General features: G+C 65.8%; 13 protein-coding genes and 1 pseudogene. 4 read left to right on the top strand and 10 right to left on the bottom strand.

The annotated features are described in order from the left end of the window. Positions 1-2: 2 nt before the first annotated feature. The 5 genes and pseudogenes from ACSQ4M_RS36740 to ACSQ4M_RS36760 all read right to left on the bottom strand — a co-directional run bounded on the left by ACSQ4M_RS36740 (position 3) and on the right by ACSQ4M_RS36760 (position 5,892). Positions 3-2,801: a cation-translocating P-type ATPase gene (locus tag ACSQ4M_RS36740; protein ID WP_436194602.1), complete on the bottom strand. Its 2,799-nt coding sequence runs from the start codon at positions 2,799-2,801 to the stop codon at positions 3-5. Positions 2,802-2,897: 96 nt separating this feature from the next. Then, a pseudogene (locus ACSQ4M_RS36745) lies at positions 2,898-3,125 on the bottom strand (cation transporter); the annotation flags it as partial. A gap of 123 nt (positions 3,126-3,248) precedes the next feature. After that, the gene (locus ACSQ4M_RS36750) at positions 3,249-3,764 is read right to left on the bottom strand and encodes an MAPEG family protein (RefSeq protein WP_436194435.1); all 516 of its coding nucleotides are present in this window, start codon (positions 3,762-3,764) and stop codon (positions 3,249-3,251) included. Between the two features lie 50 nt (positions 3,765-3,814). Then, complete coding sequence (nadE, locus tag ACSQ4M_RS36755; protein WP_436194436.1) at positions 3,815-4,645, bottom strand: ammonia-dependent NAD(+) synthetase; 831 nt, start codon at positions 4,643-4,645, stop codon at positions 3,815-3,817. Next, complete coding sequence (locus ACSQ4M_RS36760) at positions 4,642-5,892, bottom strand: sterol desaturase family protein (RefSeq protein WP_436194437.1); 1,251 nt, start codon at positions 5,890-5,892, stop codon at positions 4,642-4,644. Before ACSQ4M_RS36760 ends, nadE begins: the two co-directional genes overlap by 4 nt. Positions 5,893-6,079: 187 nt before the next feature. Here ACSQ4M_RS36760 and ACSQ4M_RS36765 point away from each other — a divergent pair, with 187 nt between their 5' ends. Both ACSQ4M_RS36765 and ACSQ4M_RS36770 read left to right on the top strand, forming a co-directional pair. Next, complete coding sequence (locus ACSQ4M_RS36765; protein WP_436194438.1) at positions 6,080-8,218, top strand: protein-disulfide reductase DsbD family protein; 2,139 nt, start codon at positions 6,080-6,082, stop codon at positions 8,216-8,218. 111 nt (positions 8,219-8,329) lie between these two features. After that, a complete protein-coding gene (locus ACSQ4M_RS36770; protein ID WP_436194439.1) occupies positions 8,330-10,042 on the top strand; it encodes a phage integrase family protein in 1,713 nt (570 codons plus the stop codon). Positions 10,043-10,126: 84 nt separating this feature from the next. On the opposite strand, the gene ACSQ4M_RS36775 is transcribed toward ACSQ4M_RS36770, so the two are convergent. After that, positions 10,127-10,342: a hypothetical protein gene (locus tag ACSQ4M_RS36775; protein WP_436194440.1), complete on the bottom strand. Its 216-nt coding sequence runs from the start codon at positions 10,340-10,342 to the stop codon at positions 10,127-10,129. Between the two features lie 54 nt (positions 10,343-10,396). Next, complete coding sequence (locus tag ACSQ4M_RS36780; protein ID WP_436194441.1) at positions 10,397-10,651, bottom strand: AbrB/MazE/SpoVT family DNA-binding domain-containing protein; 255 nt, start codon at positions 10,649-10,651, stop codon at positions 10,397-10,399. 48 nt (positions 10,652-10,699) lie between these two features. Here ACSQ4M_RS36780 and ACSQ4M_RS36785 point away from each other — a divergent pair, with 48 nt between their 5' ends. Then, a complete protein-coding gene (locus ACSQ4M_RS36785) occupies positions 10,700-11,038 on the top strand; it encodes a helix-turn-helix domain-containing protein (protein WP_436194442.1) in 339 nt (112 codons plus the stop codon). Positions 11,039-11,462: 424 nt separating this feature from the next. Here ACSQ4M_RS36785 and ACSQ4M_RS36790 read toward each other — a convergent pair whose 3' ends face one another. From ACSQ4M_RS36790 to ACSQ4M_RS36800, 3 genes are read right to left on the bottom strand one after another with little or no spacing between them, the layout of a single operon-like run. Beyond that, a complete protein-coding gene (locus ACSQ4M_RS36790; protein WP_436194443.1) occupies positions 11,463-12,593 on the bottom strand; it encodes an acyl-CoA dehydrogenase family protein in 1,131 nt (376 codons plus the stop codon). Beyond that, the gene (locus ACSQ4M_RS36795) at positions 12,583-13,782 is read right to left on the bottom strand and encodes an acetyl-CoA C-acyltransferase (RefSeq protein WP_436194444.1); all 1,200 of its coding nucleotides are present in this window, start codon (positions 13,780-13,782) and stop codon (positions 12,583-12,585) included. The genes ACSQ4M_RS36790 and ACSQ4M_RS36795 overlap by 11 nt, the downstream gene beginning before the upstream one ends. A 23-nt stretch (positions 13,783-13,805) precedes the next feature. After that, entirely contained in the window at positions 13,806-14,564 is a 759-nt protein-coding gene (locus ACSQ4M_RS36800; RefSeq protein WP_436194445.1) for a 3-hydroxyacyl-CoA dehydrogenase, read from the bottom strand. Positions 14,565-14,723: 159 nt separating this feature from the next. Between ACSQ4M_RS36800 and ACSQ4M_RS36805 the strand changes: the two genes are divergently transcribed. Next, positions 14,724-15,776 (top strand): AraC family transcriptional regulator ligand-binding domain-containing protein, encoded by a 1,053-nt coding sequence (locus ACSQ4M_RS36805; protein ID WP_436194446.1) that lies wholly within the window; start codon positions 14,724-14,726, stop codon positions 15,774-15,776. The last annotated feature ends 34 nt before the right edge of the window (positions 15,777-15,810 follow it).

Below are 15,810 nucleotides of genomic sequence, written 5' to 3' on the forward strand. Positions count from 1 at the left end.
GCTCAAGCAGTCCTGGCCTTGAGCAGCCGCAGGCCGTTGAACACCACCAGCAGGCTCGCCCCCATGTCGGCGAACACGGCCATCCACAAGGTGGCCATTCCCACGAGCGCAAGCACCATAAAGACCGCTTTGATGCCCAGCGCCACCACGATGTTCTGCTTCAGGATCGCGCCCGTTTTGCGGCTGAGCCGGATGAACTCCGGAACCTTGCGCAGGTCGTCGTCCATCAGGGCAACGTCAGCCGTTTCGATCGCGGTGTCGGTGCCGGCGGCGCCCATGGCAAATCCGATGCTGGACTTCGCCAACGCGGGCGCGTCATTGATGCCGTCGCCGACCATGCCAACGGTGCCGTGGGCCGCCAGTTCGGCCTCCACGGCTTTCAGCTTGTCCTCGGGCAAGAGACTTCCGCGCGCGTCGTCGATTCCCACGCGCTTCGCGATCACGTTCGCGGTTTGCTGGTTGTCGCCGGTCAGCATCACGGTGCGCACACCCAACTCATGCAGCTCGCCGATCGCCTGCCGGCTGGTCTCTCGCACCGTGTCCGCAACGCCGATTACCGCCAAGGCCGCCGATGGGGTGGCGATCGCGATCGCGGTCTTGCCTTCGGCCTCGAGCTTCTTCAGGGCGGCCTCGGTCGCCTCATTGCTGATCCCCAGTTCCTGCAGCAGCCGGTGGTTGCCCAGGTAGTACCACTGGCCGGCGATGCGGCCCTTGACGCCGCGCCCGGTGATCGCCTCGAAATCGTCGACTTCGCCCAGGCCCTCGCCGCGCTTTTCTTTCCAATGGGTGGCAACCGCGCCCGAGACTGGGTGGTCGGAGCGCGTCGCCAGGCTCGCGGCCAGCTGCAAGGCATCGCCGGCCTCGGATCCGAGGGACACAACATCGGTCACCACAGGCTTGCCCTGGGTGATCGTGCCGGTCTTGTCCAGGGCCAATGCCTTGAGCAGTCGGCCTTGCTCGAGGTAGGCGCCCCCCTTGATCAGGATGCCGCGACGCGCGGCGGCGGCCAGGCCGCTCACCACCGTCACCGGCGTGGAGATGACCAGGGCACAGGGGCAGGCGATCACCAGGAGGACCAAGGCCTTGTAGATCCAATCCATCCAGGCTGCGCCGAAAAACAGCGGCGGCACCAGCATGACGGCCAGCGCCACGGCAAAAACTGCGGGTGTGTAGATGCGGGCGAACTGGTCGACGAAGCGCTGGGTCGGCGCGCGGCTGCCCTGCGCCTCCTCCACGGCCTTGATGATGCGGGCCAGCGTCGAATGCGTGGCCTTGGCCGTAACCTTGTAGACGAACGAGCCGGTCTCGTTGATGGTCCCCGCGAAAACCGTGTCGCCCACGGCCTTGGCCACGGGGATGCTCTCACCGGTGATCGGCGCCTGATTGACCGCGGACTGGCCGCTTTCCAGCACCCCGTCCAGGGGGATGCGCTCGCCGGGGCGGATGCGCACTAGCTGACCGACCGTTACGGTCTCGGCCGGCACTTCCTGCCAGTTGCCATCGGGCTGCTGGACGGTTGCCTTCTCGGGCGCCATCGCGAGCAGCCCGCGAATCGCGTTGCGCGCGCGGTCCAGGGACAGCACTTCGATGACTTCGGCCAGCGCGAACAGGAACATCACCATGGCGGCCTCGGGCCACTGGCCGATCAGGATCGCACCCGTCACGGCAATGGACATGAGGGCATTCATGTTCAGGATGCCGCTCTTGAGAGCGAGCCAGCCTTTCTTGTAGGTGGGCCAGCCGCCCGTGGCGATCGACACTAGCGCCAGCGCAATGACCGGCCAGGCCTTGTCGTTGCCGGTGCTGAAGGCGATCGCTTCGGCCACCCCGGCACTCACGCCGGCCACGGCCATCAGGGCCCACTGCCGCCGGCTCACTGATGGTTTGGGCGCTTCCTCCAGCTCGCTCGAAGGAGCGGTGTCGGGCACGGCCTTCATGCCGATCGAGTGCAGCGCAGCCTCGACGTCCGCGGCGGCCACCGTGTGGGCCACGATCAGCTTGCGCTGGATCAGGTTGAAATCAAGTTCCTGCACGCCGGGCATGTGCTGCAGCTTGTCGCGGATCAGCGCTTCTTCGGTCGGGCAGTCCATGTTCTCAATGCGGTACACGCTTTGCCAAGCGCCGCCGGCTGCGGCAGCCGCGGGCTCAGATGGAGGAAGGCCGATGTCCTTGAGCGCGCGAACAATGGGTTCGGTGGACGGCAAGGTGTGATTCACGGTCAGCTTGCGCTGCATCAGGTTGAAGTCCAGGCCTGCCACCCCGGGCAAATTGCCCAGACGCTTGCGGATCAGGCCCTCTTCGGTTGGGCAATCCATCTTTTCGATGCGGAACGTGTCGGTTCGCGCGGCTGCGGCGGGAGCCGCGACTCCCTGTGCTGCCGGTTCCGCGCGCAGCGTGGGTGCGGCTGACTCGTCGCGTGGCGGCATCCCCAGTTCCGTGAGCGCTTGAACGATCGCGCTGGTGTTTTCCAAGCGGTGGGAGACGGTCAAGCTGCGCTTAGGTAGGTCAAACTCCAGGCTCTCGACACCTGCCATGGTGGCGAAGCGTTCGCGCACCTGCCGCTCCTCGTTCACGCAGTCCATGTTGGGGACGCGGAATGTTGAGCGAGTCGCAGGGTGCTCGGCGGGAGGCACCGCCGCCGGCATGCCGATCGATGCGAGCGCGTCCGTGATCGGTACGACGTCCGGCAACCGGTGATGGACAGTCAGCACGCGCTGTTTGAGGTCGAATTCCAGCTCGCCAATGCCTTCGAGCTGGGCGAATCGTTCGCGAATCTGCGCCACTTCGTTGCGGCAGTCCATCTTGGGCACCTGAAACCGATCGGTGCGCGTGGCGCGTCCTTGGGGCACGGGAGGCAAGCCCAATTCGGCCAAGGCCGTCGTCACCGGTTCCAGGTCCTGCAGCCGGTGGGTCACGGTGAGGTTGTGCTGCGCCAAGTCGAATCCGAGCGACTCCACACCGGCGATTTGCCCCAGGCGCGCGCGAATCTGGCGCTCCTCACTCGGACAGTCCATCTTCTCGATGTAGAAGACCGTGTTCGTGACGGGCTGGGCGCGGCCGACCAGGGGTTCCTTCGCGAGGGATTCGCATGCGGCCGTGCCGCACGAGGCGTTGTTCGAGGTCATGGCTTTACTCCGTTTTTCTCAATGCCTTGAAGATACACCTTCAAGTCGCTACAGGGTCAAGCCCTATCTGCAACGCCCCGCACTGCTGAGCCAGGCGTGAGGACTTGGTCCGCCGCCTTCGCGTCAGCCGAAGACGACGCGTAGCGACATGAGAACGAGCGAGGCAAGAAAGGCCAACAGGCCGGGAATGACGGTCGTCACCACGCCGAACGCGCGCGCCGCGGCGCCGCGTGGATAGCCCCGGTAGAAAGAGACCCGGCCAGCGCCGAACAGGAAGGTCGCCGCGACGACCAGCGCCAAGGCATCGCCACTCGCCAGCGTACTGAAGACGATGTGGGAACCAATCGCGATCACCGCCTGCTCGAGCGTGTTCTGAAGAAAGGCGATTTTGATCCGGATGGTTTCCGAAGGAGTGCCGAAGGCGGAGCCCGCGATGTCCTGCATCGACTGCCTGCGGGCGTGCGACACCAAACCCACGCCCACCAGTACCCAGAACAGGACAAACAGATCCACTCGCAACGTGAAAATTAGCGCTCCGATTGCATCACGCGGAAAGTCAATCAACGATGGCAAAAGGAAGTAGCTCGCCACAAGCACGCCGATGCAAAACGCCGTGCCCTTGGCGGCGGCAACGCGCACGCCTGCGACTTCGCGTCGAAGCTCTGCAGGCCTGGAGTCCATCGTGTCTATCACCCGGCCGATGGGACGGCAGGAAGAGCCCGCTTGTGCGCTGTGCGCCTGTACGTGTCCAGGATGATTCTTTCCGACGCGCCATCGACCTGATGACCCTCCAGGAAATCGTCGATGGCTTGATAGGTCACACCGAGCGCAGCTTCATCCGCGCGCTGCGGTCGCAGGGTCTCGAGGTCGGCGGTCGGCGTCTTCGAGACCAGCATGGCATCCGCGCCCAAGGTGTGGGCCAGCGCCCTGACCCGGCGCTTGGTCAATCCCGACAACGGCGCCAGGTCGCAGCCGCCATCGCCGAACTTGGTGAAGAAGCCCATCAGGGCTTCGGCTGCATGGTCTGTTCCGACCACCAGTCCCGAGGTGGCCCCCGCAACGGCGTACTGGGCGATCATGCGCTGGCGTGCCTTGATGTTGCCCAGCACGAAGTCCTCGTGCCACTCGTCCTTGAGCTGCATGCCCGCCGCCTTCGTCCGCTCGAGCATCGCGTCGGAAGCCGGCCGGATGTCCACCGTCAAGGCTTCGTCGGCATCGATGAAGGCGAGCGCGCGCTGCGCGTCGACCTCGTCTGCCTGGGCGCCATAGGGCAGGCGCATGGCGATGAAACGAATCTGGGAGCCCTCGGTCCTGAGCGCTTCGACGGCGAGCTGGCACAGGCGGCCAGTCACCGTGGAGTCGACTCCGCCGCTGATCCCCAGCACCAGCGTGTGCGCCTGCGCCGACTTCGCGTAGCTTGCCAGGAAGCCGACCCGGCGGGCGATCTCCGCATCGGGGTTGAAAACCGATGCCACGCCCAACTCGGCGGCGATGCGCGCCTGTTCCTCGGAAATCGTCATCTGCTGGCCTCGCGACGTTGCAATGTCATCGGATCCAACTCGGTTGGCCAGCCCCCAGTATCGAGCAGGCCGACCCGCCGCGTGCCCACGTTGTAGGGCGGCATGCGGCCGGTGAAGTGGGCCAAGGGGGTGAGTATCAGCCGCAAGGCCTGCGCGCCGCACTCAGCCCTATTGACGGTGCGCCAAGCCAGGCCGAGCATTTGCCAATGGCTGAGCAGGTGCAGCCGCAGGTACGGCTGGCCGATGATGTGAGCCAGTTCGTGCGCGCGCCACGCGGCCGGCAAGTCCCAGGCGTGTCCCTGGGTTCGCGCGATCGCGCTCTCCCTCCTGAAAGCGATTCTGGCCGCCTCGAATTGTTCTTCGCGGACCCGCACAGCCCCGGAGTCCTGCTGCGTCAGCGGATAGCGCAGTTGCGCTGCGTAGCGCACCGGGAAGGCTCGATCGGACAAGCCGACGTCGGCGGGCCCCAGGGTCTGGCGCGGAAGCTTGAAGGTGCCGAACGCATGGTCCCAGACCATCCAGAACTCCCCGAAGTTGACCTGCGCGTCCTCGTACTCGCGCTTGTGGTGCCAGCGGTGGACTTCCGCCGCGCCCACCAGGTAGCGAAGCGGACCCACGCGGTAGTCCAGGTTCGAATGCTGAAAGGCCAGGTGCACCGCCAGAACGCCCAGCCATGCGCCCACCGCCAGCGACGGCGCGCCCAACAGCACAACGATCAGCAGGCCCGGCCCGGCCATCATCATGGCGTGGAGCGGGTGCCGGCGCTCGCCATTGAGCCAGTACAGGCGCTCCGAGCTGTGATGGATCGCATGGAACTTCCACATCCAGGCGTAGCGATGGCTAAGCCAATGCACGGAGTACAGGCTCAGGTCCAGCACCAGGCCCACCAGCAGCGCTTGCGCAAGCAGCGGCCAGCCGGTGGGCCAGATGCTGTCGGGGAGCCACTGCGAGGGCAGCAGAGCGATGAGCCCGTGCACGCTCAGGAGGATCGCCAGGTTCACCACCGCATGGGCAGCATCGCAGGCGGCGTCGCGATGGTCGCGCAGCCACTCGCGGTGAAACGGAAGTCGACGCTCCAGCAGCGCCACCGCCAGCAGCGCAGCCGCGACAATGAGAGGGACCGTGGGGAAGTACGGCAGGCTGTCGCCCACCAGAACCAACAGAACAAATGCCGTCGCACCGAGGATGGCGGGGTAGCTGGCATAGCGGATGGCGAGCTGGGAAAATGAAGGGCTTGTCGCGGTCATGTCTGGGACCCGTAGTGAACGGCAGCCCAATTGGGAACCTTATAGCCGCTTCAGAGTCAACTGCGGGCTCGGTATCCCGTTGCCCTGCGGGGATTGGCCTCCTGGTCGCCCGGCAAGGACTATATTTCGCCGGGCCAGACCCGATGGCAGCAATTTTTGACCGGGGTGGGGGACGTCTATAGCGCCCATGCCCGAATACCCGATGAGCAGAAAATCCCTTCTCCTTACTTTTGCGCTCCTGGGCGTGGCCGCTTGCTCTGCGCTGGCCCAGACCGGCGGCAAAAGCGTGGTCGTCACGGAACGGGCGAGAGCGGAGCTGATGGCGCACGCCCCTGAAGGCGTCGAGCCGGGCAAGCCGGTCTGGCTAGGGCTGCAGCTGGCGCACAAGCCCGAATGGCACACGTATTGGAAGAACTCGGGTGATTCGGGCTTGCCAACGCAGCTGCAATGGAGCCTGCCCGCAGGCGTGGTGGCCGGCGAGATCGCCTGGCCGGTGCCGAAAAAATTCCCCATCGGCTCGCTGGCCAACTACGGCTACCACAACACGGTCTTGCTGCCGGTCCCGCTCACCATCACCCCGGACTTCAAACCCTCGCTGACCGGCGATTTGCCTATCAAGCTGAAGGCCCAGTGGCTGATCTGCCGACAGGAATGCGTCCCCGAAGAAGGCGAGTTTCTGCTGAAGGTACCTGTTCGCAGCGCCGTTGCTTTGCATAGTGCAGCCTTTGAGACGGCGTTCGCTGCCCAGCCCAAACCGATTCAGGGTGAAAGCAGCGTCACCCTCGAGGGGAACTCCCTCAAGGTGAGCGTGGCGGGCCTGCCGGCAGCGTTGAGAGGCAAGGAACTGCAGTTCTTCCCCGAAACCAATGAAGTCATCGAGACGGCCGCCCAGTGGACGCAGGCCTGGACCGGCGGTATCTGGACTGCGCGTGTGCCGGTCTCGCCGCAACGCAGCCAAAGCCCGGCCGTGATGCCCATCGTCCTGGCCTTGGGGGAACAGGGTTGGCGAACCGAAGCCAAAGTCCTCGGTGCGTGGCCTAAGGTCGCCGCGCAGGCGGGGATGTCACCTGCTCTGGAGGCTGCGCTTCGCGCCAACGAACTCAGCGCAGCGGCTCCGACCGGTTCGATCACGTTCGCGGCCGCGCTCCTGGGCGCCTTGCTGGGAGGCTTGATCCTCAACCTGATGCCCTGCGTGTTTCCAGTGCTGGCGATCAAGGTGGTGGGTTTCACACGCCATGCCGATGATCGGCGGGCGCACCGGCTGAGTGGGCTGGCTTACACAGCCGGCGTGGTGGTCTCATTCATCGCCTTGGGCGCAGGGGTCTTATCGTTGCGCGCAGCCGGGGCACAGCTTGGCTGGGGGTTCCAGCTGCAGTCGCCTGCGTTCGTCGCGGCCCTGGCGGCATTGTTCACGGTGATCGGATTGAACCTGGCCGGCCTCTTCGAGTTCGGTGCCATCCTTCCCTCCAGCGTCGCCTCGCTCGAGGCAAAGCATCCAGTGGGCAATTCATTCCTCTCGGGCGTCTTGGCTGTGGCGATCGCGTCGCCGTGCACTGCGCCCTTCATGGGCGCATCGCTGGGGCTTGCCATCGGACTTCCAGCGGCGCAGGCGCTGCTGATTTTCGCCGTGCTGGGCATCGGCATGGCCTTGCCTTATCTGGCGGCGAGTTGGATTCCCGCCGTGGCCCGCTTGCTGCCACGGCCAGGACCGTGGATGGCGATCTTTCGCAAAGCAATGGCCTTCCCGATGTTCGCCACGGTCGCTTGGCTCGTGTGGGTGTTGGGGCAGCAGGCGGGCATCGATGGCGCCGGCGCACTGCTGCTCGTTTTGGTGGTGATGACCATGGTGATCTGGGCGTTCACGCTGCGAGGCCGTGCACGGACTGTCGTCGTCGCGATGTCGGCAGCTTCATTCGCGTTGATCGCATGGGTTGGCGGTCAGAACATCGCAAGAACTGCCGGCCAGGATGTGGTGTCGGCCGCAAGCGGTCCGTGGCAGGACTGGGAGCCAGGTCGCGTGGAGCAACTGCTTGCAACGGGTCAGCCAGTCTTCGTGGACTTCACGGCTTCGTGGTGCGTAACCTGCCAGTACAACAAGAAGACGGTGTTGTCCCATCCTGAGGTGTTGGCCGACCTGTCTGCGAGGAACGTGGTGCTGCTGCGTGCCGACTGGACGCGCCGGAATCCGGCGGTGACTGCAGCGCTCGCTCAGCTCGGCCGCAATGGGGTGCCCGTGTATGTGCTTTACAAGGCCGGAGCGACACCGATCGTGCTTTCAGAGATACTCGGTGTGGGTGAAGTGCGCTCGGCCATAGCGCGCCTATAGCTTTGACCGCCGGCGACGTGCACTCGTGCCGCACACACCCGTCTTTGCGTTCATGCTATCGAGATAATCTTTCTTATCACAATAGCATTTTCTTCTGGCTAAACTGCAGTGATGAAAAGTGCGCGAGGCGAGCAACTGCAGGAGGTTTTGGCGCCAAATGGCTTTCCGAGCCCATCGCAACTCGCTGCATTGCGCGCCTGGTACTCGGGCTTGAACGCTCGCGCCGCGGTCATGCAGTACCTGGGCCACGCCAAAGCAGACGGGGAGTCCTCAAGGGCCATGCTCGGTGCGATACGCCGCCAACTGATGGCCTTCGCACGAGCGCGGCAGCGCACAGATCTCTCGGAGCTAATAGGGCACGTGCCGTCAGAGCGCCTGCAGCGTGCTGGCCAGGTGCTGGCCGCCATCGACACCTTGCGCCATCTCCCTATACCGGCACCGCTCGTGACCGATGGCGTGCACTGCTGGCTACCGGCCCGCACGGCCCGTGCGCTGGCCTCACAAGGAATTCGCACTTTGGCCGATCTGACGGTGCGGGTACCGCGCCGGCGGCGCTGGTGGGTGAGCGTTCAGGGACTGGGCGCCACCGGCGCACGGCAGGTAGAAGCCTTCTTCGCGGCGCATCCCGATCTGACCGAGCGCGCCCGAGCGTTGCTGCCGGTGGGAGCGCACCGCGAGGTGGCGCCCTGGGAGCGCCTTTATGTGCCGCAGGATGTAGATGGCTCCCGCGGCACGTTTCGTGCGCCGGCTGAAACCTGCACGCTCAGCGCCGGCAACGACTACGAAGCTGTGCAATCCTGGTTGTCGCTGCACGAGGCGGCCGCGACGCAAAGGGCCTACCGCAAAGAGGCCGAGCGGCTGATCCTGTGGGCGGTCCTGGAGCGTGGCAGGGCGCTTTCATCGCTCACCACGGATGACGCGATCGCCTACCGCACCTTCGTGCGAAGCCCAACGCCGCTCGCCAAGTGGGTGGGCCCGGCACGGCCGCGCTCGGCCAGCGATTGGAAGCCGTTCACGGGCGCTTTGGCTCCGCGCTCGGCCGCCTACGCGCTGTCGGTGATCGGCGCGCTGTTTCGCTGGCTGATCCAGCAGCGATACGTGTTGGCCAACCCATTCGCCGGTGTCAAGGTACGAGGTGCTGCGCGATCGGAAGCCACGGCACCGACCCGCGTGTTCAGCGAAGGGGAATGGGCTCTGATCCAGGCTGTGGCGCAAGGCCTGGAGTGGGGACACGGATGGCAGGCGGCCGCGGCCCAGCGTCTGCGCTTCGTGCTGGATTTTGCGTATTCCACGGGCTTGCGCATCAGTGAATTGGTCGGTGCCACGCTCGGCCAAATCGAAGTGGATGGCCATGGCGACCACTGGCTGCATCTGGTTGGCAAGGGCAGCAAGGCCGCCAAGGTTGCGTTGCCGTCAATGGCGCGCGCGGCGCTCGACCACTATCTGCTGCAGCGCGGCCTGCCCGTGACCCGTGCCAAGTGGAATCCGCACACAGCACTGATCGGCACTGTTGCGCTCGACAGCTCAACGAGCATCTCTGCCGCCCGGCTGTGGAGCGTCCTACGCCGGTTCTTTATGCAGGTGGCCAATACCATCGAAGCCGACAGCCCGTCGACCGCCGAGAAGCTGCGCCGGGCCAGTCCGCACTGGATGCGCCATACGCACGCGACCCATGCCTTGGCAAAGGGGGCCGAGCTGACCACGGTGCGGGACAACCTGCGGCACGCGTCCTTGCAGACCACTTCGATCTACCTGCACACTGATGAAGTAAAGAGGGCTCGTCAGATGGACGCGGCGTTTTCGGCGACGGTCCGGGACGCGTAAGCGTATGGCACCTGGTCGGGCAAAGGCTGGCGTTGTCAGAGCAGGGCAGGGCTTCGTTGCGTCGATCCTAGCTCCGCATGGGGGTCAACATCCCGTTGCGGCATTGCGCAGTGCGCGAAGTTCGATGCGTGCCGATTCTCGGATCTCTGCGCGATCCAACTCGGCGACCGACGGGTCAAACATGTTGGCGAAGAGGCTGTCCAGCCACGGATCTCGCGTATCGAACCGCTCGACAGCGTAGTCGAGCCAGCTGGAGTACCCGGTGGGAGGCGGCAATGGTTTGTCGATCGTGAAGAGCAATCTCCTGGTGAAGCCAACGACTAGGTTGCGTAGCACACCGGCCGTTGAGCAAAATCAAAACTGTATCTCTTGTCCGACCGGACGTAGCGCATCCCAGGCCGCGAGATCTGCTGGCGGCGCTGCATTCGGGTCGCACTGGGCGATCATTTCGGTCAGCACGAATTTGCGCGTTGGGGTCAGTACGATCTTGCCGTCCGCCGTCGCCTCAAGCGTCAGCCTCTGGCCAGCGCCGATCCGCAAGGTTTTGAGGATCGATGGCGGGATCACCAACACTGTCTCGCTGCCTATCATTCTCAGCACGGCGTCCATGGAACCCCCAGTGATGCAGAAGTGTACGAACACATGAAAGGTCGATAGATGCGAAACCAGAGCTTTTCCAGTGTGTGGGATGCCATTGAAGGCTCGCCCGAGGAAGCTGGCCGCATGAAGCTGCGCTCAGCAGGCATGAGGGAACTGAACGATCTTCTGTCCAGCGCGAACCTGACAAGGCAGAAGGTTGCCCAGCTTCTTGGGACGACGCAGGACAGAGTCGATGAACTGCGACGCGGCCGGATCAACTTGTTCGACATTCACGAGCTGGCCACAATGACGGATCTGGCAAGACGCCACCTGAACTCAGCCAACGGAGCTACGGTGGGGCCGAGCGGTGCGAAGAACAAATTCGTGAAAAAACCGCGAACAAATTTTAGAAGTTGATCGAAAGTTGTCATCTAGACAAGGCTGCGCAGCAATTTTATTTACATAACCTTTATCGCTTCAATTGGAGAGTGCAGCACCGCGCGATCAGCGACTCGAACACCATCAATTGAACGACGGCAGCGAACTTGCCCCGCAAAGCGGAAGCAACCCCATTCCACTCTGAGGAGGCCCCTCGTTTCCACCGACATTGGGTCAACTTTCCTCCCAAATCGCCGCCGGCGGCACAACTTTGCTTCCAGGCGGCCGTATCGGCCAAGACACAGCGCCTCCGGCCCCAGCCGCGCTTGCGAGCGCATGTAGTGGCAGCAGGGCATCGGGGGCCTATGCATTCGGCCGCCCAACCCCGCCTCATCGTGGAACGCTACCAGGAAGAAGTTCGGTGCCCCTCTGTGGCGGCCTACGCTGCGCTGCTGAATAGCTCTTAGGTCAGCGTCCTGGTGATCAAGAGCCGCTGGATGTCGGAGGTTCCTTCGTAAATCTGGCACACGCGCACGTCGCGGTAGATGCGCTCCACCGGGAAGTCGTTGACCACGCCGTAGCCGCCCAGGGTCTGGATCGCCGCGCTGCAGACGCGCTCGGCCATCTCGCTGGCGAACAGCTTTGCCATGGCGGCTTCCTTGAGGCAGGGCCGGCCGGCGTCGCGCAGGCTCGCGGCATGCCAGATCAGCTGGCGCGCGGCCTCGATCTGCGTCGCGCAATCGGCCAGCCTAAAGCCCACGGCCTGGTGCTGGAAGATCGGCACGCCGAAGCTCTCGCGTTCCTTGGCATAGGCCAGCGCAGCCTCGAAGGCGCTGCGTGCCATGCCCACGCTCTGCGCGGCGATGCCGATGCGCCCGCCCTCGAGCGCGCCCAGCGCGATCTTGTAGCCCTCGCCCTCGGCGCCGATCAGATGGTCCGCCGGAATGCGGCAGCCCTCGAAGTTGATCTGCGCCGTGTCGCTGCTGTGCTGGCCCAGCTTGTCCTCCAGCCGCGCGACCTGGTAGCCGGGCGTGTCGGTGGGCACGAGGAAAGCGCTCATGCCCTTCTTGCCTGCGCCCTTGTCGGTCACGGCGATGACGATGGCCACGTGGCCGTTCTTGCCGCTCGTGATGAACTGCTTGACGCCATCGATCACGTAGCCGTCGCCATCACGGCGCGCCGTGGTGCGCAGGGCCGAGGCATCGCTGCCCACATGCGGCTCGGTCAGGCAGAAGGCGCCCAGCATCTGGCCTTGTGCCAGGGGTTGGAGCCAGCGCTTCTTCTGCGCAGCGTTGCCGTAGCGCATCAGGATCGCGTTGACCGGGCAGTTGGTCACGCTGATGGCGGTGCTGGTGCCGCCGTCGCCAGCGGCGATCTCTTCCAGCACGAGGGCCAGCGTGAGGTAGTCCAGGCCCGCGCCACCATGCTCCTCGGGTACGCAGATGCCGTAGGCACCGAGCGCGGCCAAGCCCTGGTGGGCGGCCTTGGGAAACAGGTGTTCGCGGTCCCATTGCGCGGCGTGGGGCCAGAGCTCGGCCTGCGCGAATGCCCGCACCGCGTCGCGCACGGCGAGCTGGTCGGCATCAAGCAGCATCGCCGCCCTCCGCCAGCTCGATGGCCAGGGCGGTCGCCTCGCCGCCGCCAATGCACAGCGTGGCGATGCCGCGCTTCTTGCCGCGCGCCTGCAGCGCATGGATCAGCGTGACCATAATGCGCGCGCCGCTGGCGCCGATCGGGTGGCCCAGCGCACAGGCGCCGCCATTGACGTTGACGATGTCGTGCGACAGGCCGAGTTCGGTCATCAGCGCCATGGGCACGACGGCGAAGGCCTCGTTGATCTCCCACAGGTCCACATCGGCCACGCTCCAGCCGGCCTTGGCCAGCAGCTTCTGCGTGGCGCCCACGGGCGCGGTGGCGAACCAGTTGGGCTCCTGCGCGTGCGTGGTGTGGGCCACGATGCGCGCGATGGGCTTGGCGCCCAGGCGCTGTGCGGTGGAGGCGCGCGCCAGCACGAGCGCGGCGGCGCCGTCGTTGATCGACGAACTGGAGGCGGCGGTGATGGTGCCGTCCTTCTTGAACGCGGGCTTGAGCGTGGGGATCTTGTCGAGCTTGATCTTGCCCGGGCCTTCGTCCACGGCGACCAGTACATCACCGGCGCGGGTCTTGACCGTCACCGGCGCGATCTCTGCCTGGAAAGCGCCGGAAGTCGTGGCTTCCTGGGCGCGCCGCACGCTGGCCACGGCGAACTTGTCCTGCTCCTCACGCGTGAAGCCGTACTTGGCCGCGCAGTCCTCGCCGAAGGTTCCCATGGAGCGGCCGGCCTCGTAGGCGTCTTCCAGGCCGTCCAGCATCATGTGGTCCATCACGCGGTCGTGGCCGATGCGGATGCCGCTGCGGCCCTTGGGCAGCAGGTGCGGCGCGTTGGTCATGCTCTCCATGCCGCCGGCCACCATGACCTCGTGCGTGCCGGCCAGCAGCATGTCGTGCGCCAGCATGGCCGCCTTCATGCCCGAGCCGCACATCTTGGACAGCGTGACAGCACCGGCGCCCTTGGGCAGGCCGCCCTTGAACGCGGCCTGGCGCGCGGGCGCCTGGCCCTGGCCGGCCATCAGGCAGTTGCCGAACAGCACCTCGCCGACCGCGTCGGGCGAGATGCCGGCACGCTCGACGGCGGCCTTGATGGCCACGCCGCCGAGGTCATGTGCCGCCAGGCCGGCGAAGTCGCCCTGGAAGCCCCCCATGGGCGTGCGCGCGGCGCCGAGGATGACGATGGATTCAGACATGTTGGCTCCTTGATGAAATGCGCTCACTTCGGCGCCAGGCGAATGGCGCCGTCCAGGCGGATGACTTCGCCGTTGAGCATGTCGTTCTCGATGATGTGTCGGGCCAGCTTGGCGTAGTCCTGCGGCGTTCCAAGGCGCGACGGGAACGGCACGTTGGCGGCCAGCGCGTCCTGCACCTCCTTGGGCATGCCGAACAGCATCGGCGTGCCGAAGATGCCCGGGGCGATGGTCATGTTGCGGATGCCGCTGCGCGCGAGGTCGCGTGCGATCGGCAGCGTCATGCCGACCACGCCGCCCTTGGAGGCGCTGTAAGCGGCCTGGCCGATCTGGCCGTCGTAAGCGGCCACCGAGGCCGTGGAGATCAGCACGCCGCGCTCGCCCGTGGACTCGGGCTCGTTCTTCGCCATCGCATCGGCCACCAGCCGGATCATGTTGAAGCTGCCGATGAGGTTCACAGTCACCGTCTTCGCGAACGCAGCCAGCCCGTGCGGTCCGCTCTTGCCCACGGTCTTCTCGGCCGGCGCGATGCCGGCGCAGTTGACCAGGCCGGCCAGGCGGCCGAGCTGCAGAGCCGCCGCCACTGCGGCAGCACCGTCGGCCTCCTGGCTCACATCGCAGCGCACGAACACGCCACCGATGTCTTTGGCGACAGCCTCGCCGCGCTCGGCCTGCATGTCGGCGATCACGACCTTGCCGCCCTGGGCGGCCAGCATGCGCGCCGTGCCCTCACCCAGCCCGGACGCGCCGCCCGTGACGATGAATACATTGCCTTCGATCTTCATTGGATGCTCCTCATTCGGTGGTGTCAGCCAGCGGCCGGCACAATGTGCGGACGTGCACACCTCTGCAGCAGGCCGAGTCTAGGAAGCAGCCTCCTCCGAGGCGATGCCCAGGGACCCCGGAATGCCTGGTGCGAATGGACACTCCGACGCCAGCGCCGTATGCCACCCACACCCGCTCCCTCCGACCGCACCGCCCTCGCCGCTTCCAGCCCACGCGGCACGATCTCCATCGGGCTCGTGCGCGAGGCCTTGCAGGTTGCACAGGAACAGGCGATCGATGTCGCTGGCGTGCTGGCCCATGCCGGCATCGCCGCCGAACTGCTGGACGCGCCGAAGGCCCGCGTCTCGGCGGCCGCGTACGCGCAGCTGTGGGCGGCCCTGGCAGACGCCATGGACGACGAGTTCTTCGGCATGGACCGCCACCCCATGCGCCGCGGCAGCTTCCAGCTCATGTGCCAGGCCGCGCTGCAGGCCCGCACGCTCGAACGCGCCCTGCACCGCATGTGCGCCTGGCTGCATTGCGTGCTGGACGAGATCGGACTGGAGCTGCGCACCGAAGGTGACCGGGCCATCCTGCGCGTGCGTGAGAGCGGCCCGCCCCGGCGCATGTTCACCTACGCCACCTTGCTGCTGCTTGTGCACGGCCTGTCGTGCTGGCTAGTGCGCCGCCGCATCCCGCTGACGGACGTGCGCTTTCGCTGCCCGATGCCGCCGGAGGCCGAGGACTACCGCACGCGCTTCAGCCCAACCGCAGCCTTCAACGCACCCGTCACCGAGATCAGCTTCGACGCCGCCTTCCTGTCCCACAAGCCGACAGCGAGCGAACTGGGCCTGCAATCCTTCCTGCGCGGGGCGCCCGCCAATCTGCTCGTGAAGTACCGCGACGATGCCAGTCTGGCCGCCCAGATTCGGCGCCGGCTGCGGCGCCAGCTGCCCGCCGAATGGCTGGAGCTCAACGCGCTGGCGCAGGACCTGCACCTCGCACCGACCACGCTGCAGCGCCGCCTGCAAGCCGAAGGCACAAGCTTTCAGGAGGTCAAGGATGCGCTGCGGCGCGACATTGCCATCGACCTGCTGAGCAGCTCGTCCCGCTCGGTCGGCGACGTGGCGGCCGAGGTCGGCTTCCTGGAGACCAGCGCGTTCCACCGTGCTTTCAAGAAGTGGACCGGCGTGAGTCCGGGTGCCTACCGCAACACGGCACGCCCTTCCTGACACCCGCCCCCGATTCGTCCCTTTTGACGATAGC

Origin of the sequence: Pseudorhodoferax sp. LjRoot39 (assembly GCF_964253035.1) — a bacterium.
Classification (GTDB): Bacteria; Pseudomonadota; Gammaproteobacteria; order Burkholderiales; family Burkholderiaceae_C; genus Pseudorhodoferax.

Excerpts from the sequence above, each read along its gene's own strand:
- ACSQ4M_RS36740 (WP_436194602.1), bottom strand. The coding sequence starts at position 2,801 with ATGGACTGCCGCAACGAAGTGGCGCAGATTCGCGAACGATTCGCCCAG.
- nadE (WP_436194436.1), bottom strand. The coding sequence starts at position 4,645 with ATGACGATTTCCGAGGAACAGGCGCGCATCGCCGCCGAGTTGGGCGTG.
- ACSQ4M_RS36760 (WP_436194437.1), bottom strand. The coding sequence starts at position 5,892 with ATGACCGCGACAAGCCCTTCATTTTCCCAGCTCGCCATCCGCTATGCC.
- ACSQ4M_RS36765 (WP_436194438.1), top strand. The coding sequence starts at position 6,080 with ATGCCCGAATACCCGATGAGCAGAAAATCCCTTCTCCTTACTTTTGCG.
- ACSQ4M_RS36770 (WP_436194439.1), top strand. The coding sequence starts at position 8,330 with ATGAAAAGTGCGCGAGGCGAGCAACTGCAGGAGGTTTTGGCGCCAAAT.
- ACSQ4M_RS36780 (WP_436194441.1), bottom strand. The coding sequence starts at position 10,651 with ATGGACGCCGTGCTGAGAATGATAGGCAGCGAGACAGTGTTGGTGATC.
- ACSQ4M_RS36785 (WP_436194442.1), top strand. The coding sequence starts at position 10,700 with ATGCGAAACCAGAGCTTTTCCAGTGTGTGGGATGCCATTGAAGGCTCG.
- ACSQ4M_RS36790 (WP_436194443.1), bottom strand. The coding sequence starts at position 12,593 with ATGCTGCTTGATGCCGACCAGCTCGCCGTGCGCGACGCGGTGCGGGCA.
- ACSQ4M_RS36795 (WP_436194444.1), bottom strand. The coding sequence starts at position 13,782 with ATGTCTGAATCCATCGTCATCCTCGGCGCCGCGCGCACGCCCATGGGG.
- ACSQ4M_RS36800 (WP_436194445.1), bottom strand. The coding sequence starts at position 14,564 with ATGAAGATCGAAGGCAATGTATTCATCGTCACGGGCGGCGCGTCCGGG.
- ACSQ4M_RS36805 (WP_436194446.1), top strand. The coding sequence starts at position 14,724 with ATGCCACCCACACCCGCTCCCTCCGACCGCACCGCCCTCGCCGCTTCC.